This window comes from Streptomyces camponoticapitis (assembly GCF_014646115.1).
GTDB classification, from domain to species: domain Bacteria; phylum Actinomycetota; class Actinomycetes; order Streptomycetales; family Streptomycetaceae; genus Streptomyces; species Streptomyces camponoticapitis.
In genome coordinates this window covers 105,311-122,470 of record NZ_BMMV01000003.1, presented here as the reverse complement: position 1 = coordinate 122,470, position 17,160 = coordinate 105,311, and the positions used below count along the sequence as shown (strand labels likewise).

Here is a 17,160-nt window from a genome sequence, read left to right as displayed (position 1 = left end):
TCGGGGCGGGATGGATTCGAACGACGACAAGGGTGGGAAACCGGAGTCACCACCGGGTCCACCAGCGGCCCGTCCACCGGGGATAGCCGGGCTCTCCTTCCCGTACCAGGTGGTCGCCGCCGTCGCCCTCGCGGTCGTCGGACTGGTCGCCGTGGGCCATGTGGCCATGGTGTTCCTGCACGTCGCGCCCCAGAACACCGTCTCCAAGGAGTACGGCGAGCAGGTGGGCGACTGGGTCTATCCGGAGTTCGAGCAGAACTGGAAGCTTTTCGCTCCCAACCCGCTCCAGCAGAACATCGCCGTCGAGGTGCGCGCCGACGTGAACAAGACCGACGGGTCTCGCGTGACGACCGGCTGGATCAATCTGACCGCCGAGGACGCCGCGGCGATCCGCGGCAACCCCTTCCCCAGCCACGTCGACCAGAACGAGCTGCGCCGCGGCTGGGACTTCTACGTCAACTCCCACGACGACAAGGCCCGCCCCAACGGTCTGCGCGGGCAGCTCTCCGAGAGCTACATACGCAGGATCGTGATGCTGCGCCTGGAGTCGTACGACCTCGGCGGTCCCGTCGAACGCATCCAGCTCCGTTCCGTCTCCCGGGTCGTCCAGGCGCCCCCGTGGAGCGACGAGAAGACCAACACCAAGCCCGGCTACCGCGTCTTCCCGTGGTGGACCGTGACCCAGGACGACCTGTCCGAAGGCGTACGGAACGACGGCCCGCCCGGTGACGGCACACGCGGCGGCGGCAGTACGGAGGCCCGCGGATGAGCCACCCCGCCCGCCCCGGCGCCCGCCCCGCCCACGCGCCGACCGTCGTCCACAGGGCCGCGCTCGTCCTCCAGCGCGTCACCTCCCGGCCCCTCGGCCCCCACCAGAGCGCGGTCGTCCGTATCGGCTTCTCCGCCGCCTGGTTCCTCTTCCTGCTGCGTGAACTGCCCAACCGCCGTGAGCTGTACGGGCCCGGCAGCCCGTGGAGCTGGGACATGGCCCAGCAACTGATCGCGGGCAACGGCGCGTTCACCACGCTGATGTGGTCGGACAACGGCGCCTGGTTCGAGATCGTGTACGCCCTCTCCGTACTGTCCAGTGCCCTGCTGATGCTCGGCTGGCGCACCCGCACGATGTCCGTGCTCTTCATGGTGGGCGTGCTCTCCCTCCAGAACCGCAGCATCTTCATGGGCGACGGCGGCGACAACGTCATCCATCTGATGGCGATCTATCTGGTGCTCACGCGCTGCGGCCGGGTCTGGTCGCTGGACGCCCGCCGGGAGGACCGCGCCGCGCGCGCGGCGGCCTCGGGCGGGACCGCGCCCGTGGACCGCGTCGGGCCCGTCCTCTGGGCCGTGCTCGGCGTCGCCCTGCTGGGCACGCTGCTGGACACGACCGGCGGCGAGTGGTGGGTGACGACACTGCTGTGGACGCTGTGGCTCTCCCAGGGGCTGTGGTGGGCGGTGAACCGCTACGCGCCGAAGAGCGAGCCGCGCGCGCTGCTGGAGGTCGTCGCGAACCTCGTGCACAACGGCGCTCTCGTCGTGATCATGGCGGAGGTCTGTCTGATCTACGCCACGGCCGGCTGGTACAAGATCCAGGGTTCGCGCTGGCAGGACGGCACCGCGCTCTACTACCCGCTGCACCTGGACTACTTCGCGCCTTGGCCCGCCCTCGCGGACATCCTGGCGTCCAGCGGACTGATCGTGATGGTGCTGACGTACGGCACGGTCATGGTGCAGGTCGCGTTTCCGTTCACGCTCTTCAACCGGCGGGTCAAGAACGTCCTGCTGGTGGCCATGATGCTGGAGCACGCGGGCATCGCGGTCCTGCTCGGGCTGCCGTTCTTCTCACTCGCCATGATCGCCGCCGACGCGGTCTTCCTGCCCACCGGCTTCCTGGTCAGGATCGGCCACGCGGCGACGCGCCTGAGGCTGCGCCTCACCAAGGGGCCGGTGCCCGGGGACGGCGACGGGGTGACCCTGCCCGACCAGCGCAGGGCGGAGGACGCGGGGCGGACCGCGCACGACACGGCGCCCCCGGCGCCGCCCGGCACCGAGGCCGACCCCTCGCTCGTCCGGTGACAGCTGTCGCCATCTGCCCGCCTACGCTGACGCCATGAACGACGTCGATCCCGCGAGCGCCCTGCGGCTGTGGCACGCGAGTGCCCCCGGCGCCGTGGTGCTCGACGGCTTCCACGCGCTGAAGCACGCCCTGCGGTTCGGGGCGGACGTGCGGCTCGCGGTCACCAGCGACAAGGAGTCGGTGCTCGCCCTCGCGGCCGAGCTCGCCGACGACCTGACCGGCGCCCTGCGGCGGTCCCTGGTCGAAGTGCCCGCCGACGACCTGCGGGAGCTGGTGCCGAAGGTGCACCCGACGCGGGTGGCCGCCCTGGCGGTGAGGCGTGGGCGCCCGGAGAACCTGGCCGCGCTGGCGGCGGCGCCCCGGCGCTCCCCGGTCGTCGTCCTCGACAATCCGCGCAATCTCGGCAACGTCGGGGCGGTGGTGCGGCTCGCGGCCGGGTTCGGAGCGACCGGGGTGGTGACCACCGGGGACCTCGATCCCTGGCATCCGAACGTCGTCCGGGCCGGCGCCGGGCTGCACTTCGCCACCGTCGTGGAGCGGCTGGCGCCCGACGATTTCCCCCCGGGCCCGCTGTACGCCCTGGATCCGGAGGGGGCGGACATCCGCTCGGTGCTCCTTCCCGACGACGCGCTGCTCGCCTTCGGCTCCGAACGGCACGGGCTCTCCGCCGAACTGCGGGCGCGGGCCGACACGCTGCTGGCCCTGCCGATGCGGCCCCAGGTCTCCAGCTACAACCTCGCCACCAGCGTGGCCATGGCGCTCTTCCACTGGGGCGGGCCGAACTGACCCGCGCCCGGCCGCCGTTGGACGGCCGGGCACGAGTGCGGGTGTCACGCCTGGCGGCGGACCTCCACCGTACGGAAGCGGTCGGCCACGAAGGCCGCGTCGCACAGCGCCGCGTTCGCCGCCGGATTGCCGCCCGAGCCGTGGAAGTCCGAGAAGGCGGCGGTCTGGTTCACATAGACCCCGCCCGTCAGATTCAGCGACAGCTGGGCAAGCTCCTCCATACAGACGTCCTCGACGGCGCGCTCGGTCTCCGCCGATGTCGTGTACGCCCCGACGGTCATCGCGCCCTTGTCGCGGACCGTGCGCCGCAGCAGCTCCAGCGCCTCCTCGGTCGACTCCACGGCGACCGCGAACGAGACCGGGCCGAAGCACTCCGACAGATAGGGCGCCTCCGAGCCGTTCGCCCCCGCCGCCGGGTCCCACTGCTTGCGCGAACCGTCGGACTTGACGATCACCGGCGTACGGACCACCGCGTCCGGGAAGTCCGGATTGGCGATCACGCGGGAGGCGAGCGCCACGTCGCCGAGGCCGCCGGCCGCGTCCAGCCTGCCCTTCACGTCCGGGTTGACCAGCGCGCCGAGCAGGCCGTTGGCCCGGGCGTCGTCGCCCAGCAGGCCGCTCACCGACGCCGCGAGGTCGGCGACCACCTCGTCGAAGGACTTCGGGCCCGCGTCCGTCGAGATGCCGTCGCGCGGGATGAGGAGATTCTGCGGGGTGGTGCACATCTGGCCGCTGTAGAGCGAGAGCGAGAAGGCCAGATTGGCGAGCATGCCCTTGTAGTCGTCGGTGGAGTCGACGACGACCGTGTTGACCCCCGCCTTCTCCGTGTAGACCTGCGCCTGGCGGGCGTTGGTCTCCAGCCAGTCGCCGAAGGCGGTGGAGCCGGTGTAGTCGATGATCTTGATCTCGGGCCGTACGGCCAGGGTCTTGGCGATGCCCTCGCCGGGGCGCTCGGCGGCCAGCGCGACCAGATTGGGGTCGAAGCCGGCCTCGGCCAGGACCTCGCGGGCCACCCGCACCGTGAGGGCGAGGGGCAGCACCGCGCGCGGGTGCGGCTTGACGAGGACCGGATTGCCGGTGGCCAGCGAGGCGAACAGGCCCGGATAGCCGTTCCACGTCGGGAAGGTGTTGCAGCCGATCAGCAGGGAGACACCGCGCGGCGCGGCCGTGAAGGACTTCCGCAGCTCCAGGGGATCGCGCTTGCCCTGGGGCTTGGACCAGTCGGCGTCGGCGGGCGTGCGGGTCTGCTCCTGATACGCGTACGCCACCGCCTCCAGGCCGCGGTCCTGGGCGTGCGGACCGCCCGCCTGGAACGCCATCATGAACGCCTGCCCGCTGGTGTGCATCACGGCGTGGGCGAACTCGTGCGTTCGGGCGCTGATCCTCGCCAGGATCTCCAGGCTGACCAGGGCGCGCGTCTCGGGTCCCGCCGCCCGCCAGGCGCTCATGCCCGCGCGCATGGCGGGCAGCAGGACGTCGATGTCGGCGTGCGGATACTCGACGCCGAGCTCCGGCCCGTACGGCGAGGTCTCGCCGCCCGTCCAGCCGTCGGTGCCCGGCTGGTCGAGATCGATACGGGTGCCGTGCAGGGCCTTGAACGCGGCGAGACCCTCGGCCGGCGCGCTCTCGCCGTACGCCTTCGGGTGCTCGGGGTGCGGCGACCAGTAGGCGCGGGTGCGAATCGCGTCGAGGGCCTGGTCGAGCGTGGGCCGGTGCTTCTCGTTGAGCTGCTGGGGGCTGAGCTGGGCGGCCATCAGGGACCAACTCCTCGTCGAGCTGGGCGGGGCAGGGAAATGGGCGACAGGGGGACACGAGCAACGGACAGAGTTAGAGTAACCGAACGATCGGTCGGGACAAGGGGGGTGTGGAAAACCCGCGTCCTCCCGCCGCCGCGGAGGGTGTCGTTCCGGTCAGTTCCGGCTGACGGTCGCCCGAGACCGGTCTCCTTGGGAGGTTCCGTCACGCGGCGAAAGTTCATACAGGAGGATCGGGGTCATGACAGCAATCGAGCGCTCCCGCGTCGTCGCGGTGGTCGGCACCGGCACGATGGGACAGGGAATCGCCCAGGTGGCCCTCGTCGCCGGCCACCCCGTGCGCCTCTACGACGCCCTGCCCGGCCGCGCCAAGGAGGCGGCGGAGGCCGTCGGAGCCCGGCTGGACCGGCTGACGGAGAAGGGCCGGCTGGACGCGGACGCCCGCGACAGCGCCAAGGCCCGGCTGCTCCCCGCCGCGGAACTGTCCGAGCTCGCGGACGCCGCCCTCGTCGTCGAGGCCGTCCTGGAACAACTGACGGTCAAACAGGATCTGTTCACGGCGCTGGAGGACATCGTCGGCGACGACTGCCTGCTCGCCACCAACACCTCCTCCCTCTCCGTCACGGCCGTCGCCGGCGCCCTGCGCATCCCCGGCCGCTTCGTCGGCCTGCACTTCTTCAACCCCGCGCCGCTCCTGCCGCTGGTCGAGGTCGTCAGCGGCCACGCGACCGAGGAGAGCACGGCCACGCGCGCGTCGGAGACGGCGGCCGCCTGGGGCAAGACGCCCGTGCGCTGCGCCGACACCCCCGGCTTCGTCGTGAACCGGATCGCCCGCCCCTACTACGCCGAGGCGCTGCGTCTGTACGAGGAGCGCGCCGCCGACCCCGCGACCATCGACGCCGTCCTGCGCGAGAGCGGCGGCTTCCGGATGGGCCCCTTCGAACTGACCGATCTCATCGGCCAGGACGTCAACGAGGCGGTCACGCGCTCCGTCTGGGAGTCCTTCTTCCAGGACGTGCGCTTCACGCCCTCCCTGGCCCAGCGGCGCCTGGTGGAGTCGGGCCGGCTCGGCCGCAAGTCGGGCCGGGGCTGGTTCAGTTACGAGGACGGCGCCCCCGCGCCCGTACCGATGACAGCGCCGCCCGCCGAACCGCCGTCGTCCGTCGTCGTCCAGGGCGAGCTGTTCGCGGCGGCGGCGCTGCCCGGACTGATCGAAGAGGCCGGGATCGAGGTCATACGTAAGGAAGACGCCGTCCCCGGATACCCCGGCTGGCTCGAACTGCCCTGCGGCACCCGCCTCTTCCTCACCGACGGCGAGGCGGCGGACTCCTCCGACCTGCGGCTGATCCACTTCGACCTCGCGCTCGACTACCGCACCGCGACCCGGATCGCTCTCGCACCGTCCGCCACGGTGGCCGAGGAGTCCGTCCGCGGGGCCGTGGGCCTCTTCCAGGCTCTCGGCAAGCAGGTCAGCGTGATCGCCGACGTCCCCGGCATGATCGTGGGCCGTACGGTCGCCATGCTCGTCGACTTCGCGCTCGACGCCGAGGCGCGCGGTGTCGCGTCCGCCGAGGACATCGACACCGCGATGCGGCTCGGCGTGAACTACCCGCGCGGGCCGCTCGACTGGGGGGCGGAGCTGGGGGCCGACCGGACGCTCTACCTGCTGGAGCGGCTGCACGAGGAGTATCCGTCGGGCCGGTACGGCGCCTCGCAGGCGCTGCGCCGCCTCGCCGCCGCCGAGGCCGCGCCGGCGGCCGGCGCCGCGCCGGAAGGGGCGGGATCATGACCACCGCCAAGCGCGACACCTACACCCCCGAGACTCTGCTGACCGTCGCGGTCGGCGTCTTCAACGAGCGTGGCTACGACGGCACCTCCATGGAGCATCTGTCCAAGGCCGCCGGTATCTCCAAGTCCTCGATATACCACCACGTGTCGGGCAAGGAGGAGCTGCTGCGCCGCGCGGTCAGCCGGGCCATCGACGGCCTCTTCGGGATCCTCGACGAGCCGGACGCCGGGCGCGGCCGGGCCATCGAGCGCGTCGAGTACGTGACGCGCCGCACCGTCGAGGTCCTGATGGCGGAGCTGCCCTATGTGACTCTGCTGCTGCGGGTACGGGGGAACACCAGGACCGAGCGGTGGGCCATGGAGCGACGGCGGGACTTCGACCAGCGGGTGGCGGGCCTGCTGAAGGCGGCGGCGGCCGACGGCGACCTCCGCGCGGACATGGACATACGGCTGGCGACGCGCCTGCTCTTCGGCATGATCAATTCGCTGGTGGAGTGGTACCGGCCGCAGCCGGCCGGCGGCTACGACAGTGACCAGGTGGCCGAGGCGGTCGTACGGATGGCGTTCGACGGGCTGCGTACGGAACCCTCCTAGGCGTACCGAACCCGCCTAGGACGGGCCCTGGCACCCGTACGGCGCCGGGGACGCCCCCGGCTTCAGGGCGTGGGCGGGCCCGGCGCGTCGAGGTCGGTCTCCTCGAAGACGAGCAGGGTGCGGGTGGACAGCACCTCGGGGATCGACTGGAGCCGGGTCAGGACCAGCTCCCGCAGCGTCCGGTTGTCCGGGGCGTGGACCAGCAGCAGCACGTCGAAATCGCCGCTGACCAGCGCGATGTGCGTGGCGCCCGGCAGCTCCTGGAGCTGTTCGCGCACGGTGCGCCAGGAGTTCTGCACGATCTTGAGGGTGATGTACGCGGAAGCGCCCTGACCTGCCCGTTCGTGGTTGATCCTGGCGCCGAACCCGCGGATGACGCGGTCCTCGATGAGCCGGTTGATCCGGGCGTACGCGTTGGCGCGCGAGACATGGACGCGCTCGGCCACGGACCGTATCGAGGCACGGCCGTCCGTCTGGAGGATCCGCAGGATGTCGTGGTCGATCGCGTCCAGGGGCCGGGGCGGCGGCTGCTGCCCGGCCCGCTCCCAGTCCTCGGCCATTTGTTCAGCCGCCATGTCCCCCACCTCTCCACTCTTGGACACCTTGTGCCCATCACAGGCTGTGCAGAACCGTTTGTCCACAGGCTGAAGGCGCCGGTAGCCAAAATGGCGCGGCAACCGAACAATCGGTAGGTGAGGCGCGCCACACTCACGCGCCGCCCAGCCCGCTCCCATGAGGAGGTGCACGCGTTGAAGAAGAGCAGCACGACGGTCCAGGAGCCCCCGGGGGCCGTCGTCCACCGGTCCACCCCGCCCCCGGCGTGGCAGCCCCGTACGGACCCCGCCCCGTTGCTCCCCGACCCCGAGCCGTACCGCGTCTTGGGTACGGAAGCGGTGGCGGACGCCGACCCCGAGCTGCTGCGGCGGCTCTACGCGGAGCTGGTCCGCGGCCGTCGGTTCAACGCGCAGGCCACCGCCCTCACCAAGCAGGGCCGGCTGGCCGTCTACCCGTCGAGCACCGGCCAGGAGGCCTGCGAGGTCGCCGCGGCCCTGGTGCTCCAGGAGCAGGACTGGCTCTTCCCCAGCTACCGCGACACCCTCGCCGTCGTGGCACGCGGCCTGGACCCCGTGCGGGCCCTCACCCTGCTGCGCGGCGACTGGCACACCGGATACGACCCGCGCGAGCACCGCATCGCCCCGCTCTCCACACCGCTGGCCACCCAGCTCCCGCACGCCGTCGGGCTGGCCCACGCCGCGCGCCTCAAGGGTGACGACGTGGTCGCGCTCGCCATGGTCGGCGACGGAGGCACCAGCGAGGGCGACTTCCACGAGGCGCTGAACTTCGCCGCCGTATGGAAGGCACCGGTCGTCTTCTTCGTGCAGAACAACGGCTTCGCCATCTCCGTCCCGCTCGCCAAGCAGACCGCGGCGCCGTCGCTGGCCCACAAGGCCGTCGGCTACGGAATGCCCGGCAGGCTCGTCGACGGGAACGACGCCCCGGCGGTGCACTCGGTCCTCACCGAGGCCGTGCGGCGGGCCAGGAGTGGCGGCGGCCCGACGCTCATCGAGGCCGTGACCTACCGCATCGAGGCTCATACGAACGCGGACGACGCGACGCGGTACCGCGGCGACGGCGAGGTCGAGGCGTGGCGCGCCCATGACCCCGTCCGGCTGCTGGAGCACGAGCTGACGGAGCGCGGGATGCTCGACGAGGACGGGATCAGGAAGGCGGCCGACGACGCCGACGCGATGGCCGCGCGGCTGCGCGACCGGATGAACGCCGACCCGGAGCTGGATCCCATGGACCTCTTCGCGCACATCTATGCGGAGCAGACGGCGCAACTGCGCGAGCAGGCGGCCCAGTTGCGGGCCGAGCTGGACGCGTCGGCCGACCCGGCCGGCGACGCGGCGGGACAGGGTGAGACGCGATGACCACCGTGGCCTCCAGGGCGACGAGGACCGGCAAGGCGGCGAAGCCCGCCACCATGGCGCAGGCGTTGCAGCGCGCGATGCGCGACGCGATGGCCGAGGACCCGACCGTGCACGTCCTCGGTGAGGACGTCGGCACGCTCGGCGGGGTCTTCCGGGTGACCGACGGACTCGCCGCCGAGTTCGGCGAGGACCGCTGTACGGACACGCCACTGGCCGAGGCGGGAATCCTGGGCACGGCGGTCGGCATGGCGATGTACGGGCTGCGGCCCGTCGTGGAGATGCAGTTCGACGCCTTCGCCTATCCGGCGTTCGAGCAGCTGACCAGCCATGTCGCCAAAATGCGCAACCGCACGCGCGGTTCGCTGCCGCTGCCGATCACCATCCGTGTGCCGTACGGCGGCGGGATCGGCGGCGTCGAGCACCACAGCGACTCCTCCGAGGCGTACTACATGGCGACGCCCGGCCTCCACGTCGTCACCCCGGCGACGGTCGAGGACGCGTACGGGATGCTCCGGGCCGCCATCGCCTCCGACGATCCGGTGGTCTTCCTGGAGCCCAAGCGGCTGTACTGGTCGAAGGCGCAGTGGTCGCCCGAGTCACCGGCGGCGGTGGAGCCGATCGGCCGGGCCGTCGTGCGGCGCACGGGACTGAGCGCCACGCTCGTCACGTACGGTCCTTCCCTCACCGTCTGTCTGGAGGCGGCCGAGGCCGCCCGAGCGGAGGGCTGGGACCTGGAAGTGGTGGACCTGCGCTCGCTGGTGCCCTTCGACGACGAGACGGTCGTCGCCTCCGTACGGCGCACGGGGCGCGCGGTGGTCGTCCACGAGTCCAACGGTTTCGGCGGGCCCGGCGGGGAGATCGCCGCCCGGATCAGCGAGCGGTGCTTCCACCATCTGGAGGCGCCGGTCCTGCGGGTCGCCGGATTCGACATCCCGTATCCGCCGCCGATGCTGGAACAGCACCATCTGCCGGGTGTGGACCGGGTGCTGGACGCGGTCGCGCGGCTTCAGTGGGAGGCGGACAGCTGATGGCCCAGGTGCTCGAATTCAAGCTGCCGGATCTCGGTGAGGGGCTGACCGAGGCCGAGATCGTCCGCTGGCTGGTGGCGGTCGGCGACGTCGTCGCCATCGACCAGCCCGTCGTCGAGGTCGAGACGGCCAAGGCGATGGTGGAGGTCCCGTGCCCCTACGGGGGCGTGGTGACCGCGCGGTACGGCGAGGAGGGCACGGAGCTGCCGGTCGGCGCGCCGCTGCTGACGGTGGCGGTGGGGGCGTCGGAGCCGGCCACCGCCGCCGGTCCCGGCGCGGATTCGGGTTCCGGTCCGGGCACCGAGGCGGCCGCGGCCGCAGGGTCGGGCTCGGGCGAGACGTCGGGGAACGTGCTGGTCGGCTACGGCACGGGGGCTCCGGCCGCCCGGCGGCGCCGGGTGCGCCCCGCGACGGTCGTCGGCGCGGCTCCGGCAGCGGCCGGGCCTGCCGCCCCGGTCGCCCCGGTCGTGCTTGTCGATCCGCCGTCGCCGGCGCCGACACCCGCACCTGAGCGTTCGGGGCCCGTTCCGGTCATCTCGCCGCTGGTGCGGCGGCTGGCCCGGCAGAACGGGCTCGATCTCCGGGAGCTGGCCGGATCGGGCCGGGACGGGCTGATCCTGCGGTGCGACGTCGAGCAGGCCATCGAGCGGATCGAGCAGGCCGGACAGCCGGCAGAGCAGACAGCGGCGCCCACCGCCCCCGCTTCCTCTTCCGCCGCCGGGGCGGTCACCGAGCGGGTACCGCTGCGCGGTGTGCGTGGCGCGGTCGCCGACAAGCTCAGCCGCAGCCGGCGTGAGATCCCCGAGGCGACCTGCTGGGTCGACGCGGACGCGACGGAACTGATGGCGGCGAGGACGGCCGCCAACGCGGCCGGCGGACCGAAGATCTCCCTCATCGCCCTGCTGGCGCGGATCTGCACGGCGGCGCTCGCGCGCTTCCCGGAGCTCAACTCCACGGTGGACATGGAAGCCAGGGAGATCGTCCGCCTGCGCGACGTCCATCTCGGCTTCGCCGCGCAGACCGACCGCGGGCTGGTCGTCCCCGTCGTACGGGACGCGCAGAACCGTTCGGCGGAGTCCCTGAGCGCGGAGTTCGCCCGGCTCACGGAGGCCGGCCGGTCGGGGACGCTGACTCCGGCCGATCTGACGGGCGGCACGTTCACGCTGAACAACTACGGCGTGTTCGGCGTCGACGGCTCCACGCCGATCATCAACCACCCCGAGGCCGCGATGCTCGGCATCGGCCGTATCGTCGCCAAACCGTGGGTGCACCAGGGCGAGTTGGCCGTACGCCAGGTCGTCCAGCTCTCCCTCACCTTCGACCACCGGGTGTGCGACGGCGGCACGGCGGGCGGGTTCCTCCGGTACGTCGCGGACTGCGTGGAACAACCGGCGGTGCTGCTGCGCACGTTGTAGACCACGCCGGGCACGATCACGTTCCGTACCACCCGGCAGCCCGCGGCGACCGTGCCGTGCCGAGCCGGGTGGACGCGGACGGGGTCGCCGAGCGGCTTCCGGCTGATCGTGCCCGTCACGCGGACGCGCTGGTGACGCGGGCGGCGAACGCGCCGTACGAGCGGAATGTCACCGAGGCGCCGGCGCATGTGCTCGGGCTCTCCCGGACGAGGCCGAAGGAGCGGGGCCAAGATCACATTCCGCACCGGTCGCCATCACCGTCGGGACCCGGCCAAGATCACGGTCGTACATCACGGTCCGACATCACATGCGTCGGACACGCGATCGCGGACCATACTTCAGCCATGACCATGACCGCCCATGACGCCATCGTGCTCGCCGGAGGTGCCGCCAAGCGGCTCGGCGGGGTCGACAAGCCCGCCGTCAGCGTCGGCGGCCGGGCGCTGCTCGACCGGGTGCTCGGCGCGTGCGCCGACGCCGCGCGGACCGTGGTCGTGGGCGGTCGGCGGCCCACGGCGCGGCCGGTGCGCTGGGCGCGCGAGGAGCCACCGGGCGGTGGCCCGGTCGCCGCGCTCGACGCGGGGGTACGGCACGTCGAGGCGGACACGGTGCTCGTGCTCTCCGCCGATCTGCCCTTCCTGACACGGGAGACGACGCGCCGGCTTCTGGACGTGCTCGCGGCCGACGCCGAACGGGAAGGCGCGCTGCTCACCGACGCGGACGGCCGCGACCAGCCGCTGGTCGCGGCGTACCGCACCGAACCGCTGCGCCGCGAGATCGCCCTCCTCGCCACCGAGTACGGCAGCATCGCAGGGCTGCCGCTCCGACTGCTGACGAATGAACTCGACCTCGCCCGGGTCGCTGCGGACGTCGACCCGCTCGCATCCTTCGACTGCGACACCTGGGAAGACATCTCCACAGCGCGGGCACGCATCAGGGAGCATGGAACGGTGCTGGATGAATGGATTACCGCGGTCAAGGACGAACTCGGCCTCGAACTCGACGTCGACATCAAGCTCCTGCTCGATCTCGCCCGCGACGCCGCGCACGGTGTGGCGCGGCCGGCCGCGCCGCTGACGACCTTTCTGGTCGGGTACGCGGCGGGACGTGCGGCGGCGGGCGGCGGAGGTCCCGAGGCGGTGGCCGAGGCGTCCCGGAAGGCCGTGGCCCTCGCCCTGCGCTGGGCAGACGAGACGGACGGGAAGGACGAGACGGAAGGAAAGAGAGGGAAGGACGGGAACGGCGGCAGGGCCGAGGGGGCCGACGCCGGATGACGGCTCAGGACCGCGAGGTCGACGGCGTCGAGGACGTCCTCGCGCTGTTCGCCAGGCAGCCGGAGGCGGGCCGGGGCGAGGAGCCGGGCGCCGGCGCGTGCCACGGCACCGACCACAGCTCCGCGCCGGCGAGGCAAGCGGCAGGCAGGGACAGGCACCGGGCAGTGCCGTGGGCCGAGGCCCGTGCGATCGCGGCCCGCTCCGGCCGTTCGGCGGCGGCGATGGCGACCGCGCCCGAGTCCGCGCCCGCGGAAGACCTCAGCAGCCCCTCGAACCCCGCCCGCACCCGCCGCGTCCCCCTCGAACAGGCCCTGGGTCATGTGCTCGCCGAGCCCCTGACCGCCCTCACCGACCTGCCGTCCTTCGACACCTCCGCGATGGACGGCTGGGCGGTGTCCGGACCGGGCCCCTGGTCCGTACGACCCGTGGAGCCCGACGAAGCGGCGGACCCCACGACTGAGGACGCACCCCCCGCCGCCGACACCGGCATCCTCGCGGGGCACGCCGCCGCCACCCCGCTCCCGGACGGCACAGCCGTACGGATCGCCACCGGCGCCCGCGTCCCGCCCGACACCACCGCCGTGCTCCGCAGCGAGCACGCCCGCACGGACACCACCGGCCACCTCCACGCCGAACGCCAGGTGGTCCACGGCCAGGACATCCGCCCCCGTGCCCAGGAGTGCCGCTCCGGCGACCAACTCCTGCCCGCGGGCGCCGTGGTGACTCCGGCGGTGCTCGGCCTCGCCGCCGCCGCCGGTTACGACGAACTGCTCACCGCCCGCCGCCCGACCGTCGACATCCTGGTCCTCGGCGACGAACTCCTCGTCCGGGGACTGCCCCACGACGGCCTCATCCGTGACGCGCTCGGCCCGATGATCGCGCCCTGGCTGCGCGCACTCGGCGCCGAGGTCATCGACACCCGGCGGGTCGCCGACGACGAGCACGCCCTGTACCGGGCGGTGACCGAGTCCGAGGCCGATCTGGTCCTCACCACGGGCGGTACGGCCGGCGGCCCCGTCGACCATGTCCACCCCGTGCTGACCAGGGCGGGTGCCGAACTGCTCGTGGACGGGGTCGCCGTACGCCCCGGCCACCCCATGCTGCTGGCCAGGCTCGCCTCCGGCCGCCATCTGGTGGGCCTGCCGGGCAATCCGCTCGCCGCCGTATCGGGGCTGCTGACCCTCGCCGAGCCGCTGCTGCGGGCACTCGGCGGCCGGGCGCCCGCGCCCGCGTACCACGCGCCCGTACGGGACGAGGTGCACGGCCACCCCCACGACACCCGGCTCGTTCCCTTCGTCCACCGCGACGACCGGCTCGTGCCGCTGCGCTACAACGGTCCGGCCATGCTGCGCGGCATCGCCGTCGCCGACGGGCTCGCGGTCGTGCCCCCCGGCGGCGCGCGTCCGGGTGATGAACTGGAAGTCCTCGACCTGCCCTGGGCCGCCTGGACCGATGCCACCGGCTCGATCGATGACGGGTGTTTCACGTGAAACTTCCCGGCCAAGACGCCATGGCGCGCCATGCCGACGAACACCTGGTCACCAGTCGGGTGAAGCTGCCGCGCCGGATCGTCGACCGGCCGCTGCGGCAGGTCAGCAAGCGGCTTCTGATGGCGCTGGGGGTGCTGGCCACCACGGTCTTCATCGTCTGGATCGACCGCACCGGCTATCACGACAACTCGGATGCCTCGGTCGATTTCCTCGACTCCGTCTACTACGCCACCGTCACCCTCTCCACCACGGGTTACGGCGATATCGTCCCGTACAGCGACGCGGCCCGGCTCATCAACGTCGTGCTGGTCACACCGCTGCGCGTGCTCTTTCTGATCATCCTGGTCGGCACCACTCTTGAGGTCCTCACGGAGCGCACCCGGGAGGAGTGGCGGCTGAACCGCTGGAGGTCCAACTTGCGTGACCACACGATCATCGTCGGCTTCGGCACCAAGGGCCGGTCGGCGGTGCAGACCCTCTGCGCGACCGGTCTCAAGAAGGACCAGATCGTCATCGTCGACCCCAGCGCGAAGGTGATCGAGGCGGCGAACGCGGACGGATTCGTGGGCGTCATGGGCGACGCGACCCGGAGCGACGTACTGCTGCGGGCCGAACTCCAGCGGGCGCGACAGGTGGTGATCGCCACTCAGCGCGACGACACGGCGGTACTGGTGGCGCTGACCGCGCGTCAGCTCAACCGCGGGGCGAAGATCGTCGCCGCCGTACGCGAGGAGGAGAACGCGCCGCTGCTGCGCCAGTCCGGCGCGGACGCCGTGATCACCAGCGCCAGCGCGGCCGGCCGGCTGCTCGGGCTCTCCGTGCTCAGCCCCGTCGCGGGCACGGTGATGGAGGACCTGATCCAGCAGGGCAGCGGTCTCGATCTCATCGAACGACCGGTGATAAAGGCCGAGGTGGGGCGGAGCGTACGAGAGACGGACGATCTGGTGGTCAGTGTCCTGCGCGGGCACCGGCTGCTGGGGTACGACGACCCGTCGGCCAGCCCGCTCCAGCTCACCGACCGGCTGATCACGATCGTGCGGGCGGATCCCAGTCCGGAGCAGAGCAAGTCGGACTGACCGGCCGGCTGCCGGCCACCGCCGTCCCGCGGCCCGTGACCGGGGGCGGGGCATACGGGCCGGAGTCCGCACCCGCGAGCGGTACTGCGCGCAGAGCCGGGGGGTAGCCTCCCGTCCATGTATGCGATCACGATTCCGGAACCCGGTGGCCCAGAGGCGCTCGTCTGGGCCGAAGTGCCCGATCCCGTACTCACCGAGGGCGAGGTCCTCGTCGACGTCGCGGCGAGCGCGGTCAACCGCGCCGATCTGCTGCAACGCCAGGGCAACTACGATCCGCCCCCCGGCGCGTCCCCCTACCCCGGTCTGGAGTGCGCGGGCCGGATAGCCGCGCTCGGCCCTGGCACCGAGGGCTCGGGCTGGTCGGTCGGCGACGAGGTGTGCGCCCTGCTCTCGGGCGGCGGTTACGCCGAGAAGGTCGCGGTCCCCGTGGGCCAGCTGCTCCCCATACCCGACGGCGTGGACCTGGTGACGGCCGCCGGGCTTCCCGAAGTGACCGCCACCGTGTGGTCGAACGTCTTCATGATCGCCCATCTGCGCCCCGGCGAGACGCTGTTGGCGCACGGTGGCGCGAGCGGCATCGGCACGATGGCGATCCAGCTCGCGAAGTCGGTCGGCGCGCGGGTCGCCGTCACGGCGGGTGGGCCCGAAAAGCTGGCGCGCTGCGCGGAGTTGGGCGCGGACATCCTGATCGACTACCGCGAGCAGGACTTCGTCGAGGAGCTGAAGAAGGCCACGGACGGCGTCGGGGCGGATGTCATCCTCGACATCGTCGGCGCCAAGTACCTCGGCCGCAATGTGAAGGCCCTGGCCGTCAACGGCCGCCTCGCGGTGATCGGTCTCCAGGGCGGGGTGAAGGGTGAGCTGAACCTGGCCGCCCTCCTGGGCAAGCGCGCCGCGATCACGGCGACATCGCTGCGGGGACGTCCGCTCGGCGAGAAGGCGTCGATAGTCGCCGCCGTACGGGAGCACGTCTGGCCGCTGATCGGCGCCGGGCAGGTGCGGCCCATCGTGGACCGCACCTTCCCGCTGTCGGAGGCGGCGGAGGCGCACCGCGCGCTGGAGTCGGGCGACCACGTCGGCAAGATCCTGCTGCTGCGCCCGTAACACCCGCGGGCACTCCGGTCGGTCTCCGAGAACCTCCGGAGACCGACCTCAGCCCGGGGGTCTCGCTCAGCGGGTGGGCAGCTCGGTCCGAACTGGTCGGGACCGGTCGCGACCTTGGCAAAGAAGCCGAACGCGACCCGCGGCCCGTTCGGCGTCAACCAGATCGCGGTTCGCGAGGGGTCCACGGGCCGCGCTCGCGGGACCCCCGTGGCTCAGGCGGGCGGAGGCCTCAGAGATACGGCCCCGACCGGATCGCGCCGTGCGTGCCCGGGTCCTCGCCGTCCTCGTCGTCCTGCGACGCACCCGGCGGCAGCGCCCGGCGCATCTGCTCCAACTGCGCCCGCGCCGCCATCTGCTGGGCGAAGAGCGCCGTCTGGATCCCGTGGAAGAGGCCCTCCAGCCAGCCCACCAACTGAGCCTGCGCGATGCGCAGTTCGGCCTCGGACGGAATGGCCTCGTCGGTGAACGGAAGCGAGAGCCGTTCCAGCTCGTCGACGAGCTCGGGCGCGAGCCCGTCCTCCAGCTCCTTCACCGAACCGGCGTGGATCTCCTTGAGCCGTACCCTGCTCGCCTCGTCCAGAGGAGCCGCCCGCACTTCTTCGAGCAACTGCTTGATCATGCTGCCGATACGCATGACCTTCGCCGGCTGCTCGACCATCTCCGTCACCGGGATCTCGCGCGGCTCGTCGTCCCCGTGTCCGCCGCCGAGCGCCATCCCGTCCTGTCCCACCACGAGGACATGGGGGTTGCTCTCCTGCGACCGTTCGTTCCTCGGCATTTCCATACTTTCATTGTCTCGCACCTGGGTACCGACGCGAGGTGAGCCCCCGGGGGAAAGCGAATCGC

15 protein-coding genes are annotated in these 17,160 nt (G+C 72.2%); 12 read left to right on the top strand and 3 right to left on the bottom strand.

Translation table 11 applies throughout. From position 1 onward, the window contains the following. The first annotated feature begins 10 nt into the window (after positions 1–10). Genes IEY79_RS05470 through IEY79_RS05460 form a run of 3 tightly spaced genes read left to right on the top strand, consistent with a single transcriptional unit; the run spans position 11 to position 2,860 of the window. The gene (locus IEY79_RS05470; RefSeq protein ID WP_189106153.1) at positions 11–769 is read left to right on the top strand and encodes a DUF5819 family protein; all 759 of its coding nucleotides are present in this window, start codon (positions 11–13) and stop codon (positions 767–769) included. Continuing rightward, positions 766–2,073 carry an HTTM domain-containing protein gene (locus IEY79_RS05465; protein WP_229700670.1) on the top strand — a complete coding sequence of 436 codons (1,308 nt, stop codon included), beginning with the start codon at positions 766–768 and terminating at the stop codon, positions 2,071–2,073. The genes IEY79_RS05470 and IEY79_RS05465 overlap by 4 nt, the downstream gene beginning before the upstream one ends. A 34-nt stretch (positions 2,074–2,107) precedes the next feature. Next, complete coding sequence (locus IEY79_RS05460; protein WP_189106152.1) at positions 2,108–2,860, top strand: TrmH family RNA methyltransferase; 753 nt, start codon at positions 2,108–2,110, stop codon at positions 2,858–2,860. Positions 2,861–2,904: 44 nt separating this feature from the next. Here IEY79_RS05460 and paaN read toward each other — a convergent pair whose 3' ends face one another. Continuing rightward, a complete protein-coding gene (gene paaN / locus IEY79_RS05455; RefSeq protein WP_189106151.1) occupies positions 2,905–4,614 on the bottom strand; it encodes a phenylacetic acid degradation protein PaaN in 1,710 nt (569 codons plus the stop codon). Positions 4,615–4,855: 241 nt separating this feature from the next. On the opposite strand from paaN, the gene IEY79_RS05450 reads away from it, so the two are divergent. Together IEY79_RS05450 and IEY79_RS05445 are read left to right on the top strand one after the other, a co-directional pair. After that, complete coding sequence (locus IEY79_RS05450) at positions 4,856–6,403, top strand: 3-hydroxyacyl-CoA dehydrogenase (RefSeq protein WP_189106150.1); 1,548 nt, start codon at positions 4,856–4,858, stop codon at positions 6,401–6,403. Then, complete coding sequence (locus IEY79_RS05445; protein ID WP_189106149.1) at positions 6,400–6,996, top strand: TetR/AcrR family transcriptional regulator; 597 nt, start codon at positions 6,400–6,402, stop codon at positions 6,994–6,996. Before IEY79_RS05450 ends, IEY79_RS05445 begins: the two co-directional genes overlap by 4 nt. Before the next feature lie 62 nt (positions 6,997–7,058). Here IEY79_RS05445 and IEY79_RS05440 read toward each other — a convergent pair whose 3' ends face one another. Next, positions 7,059–7,571: an Lrp/AsnC family transcriptional regulator gene (locus tag IEY79_RS05440; RefSeq protein WP_373292472.1), complete on the bottom strand. Its 513-nt coding sequence runs from the start codon at positions 7,569–7,571 to the stop codon at positions 7,059–7,061. 174 nt (positions 7,572–7,745) lie between these two features. On the opposite strand from IEY79_RS05440, the gene pdhA reads away from it, so the two are divergent. The 7 genes from pdhA (at position 7,746) to IEY79_RS05410 (ending at position 16,314) form a co-directional block, all read left to right on the top strand. After that, a complete protein-coding gene (pdhA, locus tag IEY79_RS05435; protein WP_373292471.1) occupies positions 7,746–8,927 on the top strand; it encodes a pyruvate dehydrogenase (acetyl-transferring) E1 component subunit alpha in 1,182 nt (393 codons plus the stop codon). Then, positions 8,924–9,955 (top strand): alpha-ketoacid dehydrogenase subunit beta, encoded by a 1,032-nt coding sequence (locus tag IEY79_RS05430; RefSeq protein ID WP_189106148.1) that lies wholly within the window; start codon positions 8,924–8,926, stop codon positions 9,953–9,955. Before pdhA ends, IEY79_RS05430 begins: the two co-directional genes overlap by 4 nt. Then, complete coding sequence (locus IEY79_RS05425; protein ID WP_229700669.1) at positions 9,955–11,370, top strand: dihydrolipoamide acetyltransferase family protein; 1,416 nt, start codon at positions 9,955–9,957, stop codon at positions 11,368–11,370. Before IEY79_RS05430 ends, IEY79_RS05425 begins: the two co-directional genes overlap by 1 nt. Positions 11,371–11,720: 350 nt before the next feature. Further along, positions 11,721–12,644, top strand: a complete 924-nt coding sequence (locus tag IEY79_RS37230; protein WP_229700711.1) for an NTP transferase domain-containing protein — start codon at positions 11,721–11,723, stop codon at positions 12,642–12,644. Then, entirely contained in the window at positions 12,641–14,134 is a 1,494-nt protein-coding gene (locus IEY79_RS05420) for a molybdopterin molybdotransferase MoeA (protein WP_229700668.1), read from the top strand. Before IEY79_RS37230 ends, IEY79_RS05420 begins: the two co-directional genes overlap by 4 nt. Further along, complete coding sequence (locus IEY79_RS05415) at positions 14,131–15,210, top strand: potassium channel family protein (RefSeq protein ID WP_189106145.1); 1,080 nt, start codon at positions 14,131–14,133, stop codon at positions 15,208–15,210. Before IEY79_RS05420 ends, IEY79_RS05415 begins: the two co-directional genes overlap by 4 nt. Before the next feature lie 117 nt (positions 15,211–15,327). Beyond that, positions 15,328–16,314 (top strand): NAD(P)H-quinone oxidoreductase, encoded by a 987-nt coding sequence (locus IEY79_RS05410; protein ID WP_189106144.1) that lies wholly within the window; start codon positions 15,328–15,330, stop codon positions 16,312–16,314. A gap of 229 nt (positions 16,315–16,543) precedes the next feature. On the opposite strand, the gene IEY79_RS05405 is transcribed toward IEY79_RS05410, so the two are convergent. Further along, positions 16,544–17,098, bottom strand: coding sequence for a bacterial proteasome activator family protein (locus tag IEY79_RS05405; protein ID WP_189106143.1), 555 nt, complete (start codon positions 17,096–17,098; stop codon positions 16,544–16,546). Positions 17,099–17,160: the final 62 nt, after the last annotated feature.